This window comes from Vibrio sp. Vb0598, assembly GCF_033338935.1.
Lineage (GTDB): Bacteria > Pseudomonadota > Gammaproteobacteria > Enterobacterales > Vibrionaceae > Vibrio > Vibrio alginolyticus.
Genome location: NZ_JAWOTP010000099.1, coordinates 1 through 1,513 on the forward strand (window position 1 = coordinate 1; position 1,513 = coordinate 1,513).

Genomic DNA, 1,513 nt, shown 5'->3' on the forward strand with positions numbered 1-1,513 from the left:
AGGTTGTAATGTAAGTTGGTTTCTTGGTCGAAATACTGTCCCTGAAAACGCAGTGGATTTCTCACCTCTTCAACGTCTATAGAAGCAAATCCATGGACATCATAACTTGCACTCCAAACGATATTTCCGGCACTGTCTTTTAGTCGTTCCGGTTTACCAACCTGATCACATTCATACAAATAAATTGAGCCATTTTCTAACACAGCCAATGGGATGTAGGTTTCTGGTTGATATAAGTACCAACGAAAGCCATCGGCCGTGCGTTCTCCGAGCAAACGCTCACCTTCCCAAAGAAACTCGGTGATACCATTTTGAGTAATTTTCTTTGTTCTACGGCCTAATGCATCATATTCATAGTGACTAATACTCGAATCACCATGTACTTCTACCAGTTGATTTAATGCGTCAAACACACGTTTTTGAACCGTGCCATCGCCTTCTCGTTTAACTTGATTACCTTGTTGGTCGTATTTGTAACGAACACCTGCATAAGCTTCAATGCGGTCACTCATTACCTTAGAATCAGCCAAAGCGGGATTTCCAAAGCTATCTGATTCAAATGTTGAAGTCGAACCTGCTTCTCTAACCTTTGTAACGTGCCCGAGGGTATCGTACTGATAGTGAGTTGCCCCTGCAGTATTATCTAAAATTGAAGAGATTCGGTTCTGTGCATTGTATATGTATTTTTTTTCTCTACCTGACCATTGCTGCTCGACTAATCGACCGACACCGTCATAAAGTTTGCTCTCTCTGAAACTCTCAGTTTCAGTGACAGAAAGCCTCCCCATAACATCATATTGGAACTCAATTTTTGGTAATGAGTCATCGCTAAACCGGATTTCGGAAAGCCTACCATTGGTGTCGTATGAAAAGTTAAGTGACGTCTTGTCTGGTAAGGTTTGCGAAACACGCTGTCCGACTCGGTTAAACTCTTCACCGATTTCAAATTGCCCTTGAATACGCTTAGTTAAATGTCCAAATGAGGAATATTGATACTGTAGAGTTTGATGACGATTAGAGGCTAAAGTCAGTCTTCCACCTAACGTATAGTTAAAGTGATTCTCAACAATATTTTTTCCATTTCCCGCTTTAATATGCTGAAGAAAGCCAGCATCGTCATAGCGGTATAAAACGGTCCTATCTGCAACATCTTTTCGGATGATTCTTCCCATAGAGTCGTATTTGAATTGGCTGTGTAGCCCATCAAATCCCACGGTACCTGATAGTAAACCTTCACTGTCGTACAAAAACTCAAACGCTAGACCATCACTTCGAACTAATTTCGTTAGGTTACGTTGTTGATCGTACTCGTAGGAAATATGGCTGCCATCAGGGAAGATTACCGCTTCTTGTTGAGCCAAAGCTCCCCATTGATAAGACGTGACACCTTCTGGTGTGTGTATCTGTGCAACACGACTAAACTCGTCATAAGCGTACTCTTCACTGTAACCGACTTTGTCTTCGTCGTTGAAATATCTTATCGATGTGCGGCGTCCGTAATCATCATAGGAAA

1 protein-coding gene is annotated in these 1,513 nt (G+C 41.8%); it reads right to left on the reverse strand.

Annotated features, from left to right (window positions below):
• Positions 1–1,513 (reverse strand): RHS domain-containing protein (locus tag R7Q38_RS23210; protein ID WP_318114436.1); only part of this gene is annotated, 1,513 nt, incomplete at both ends.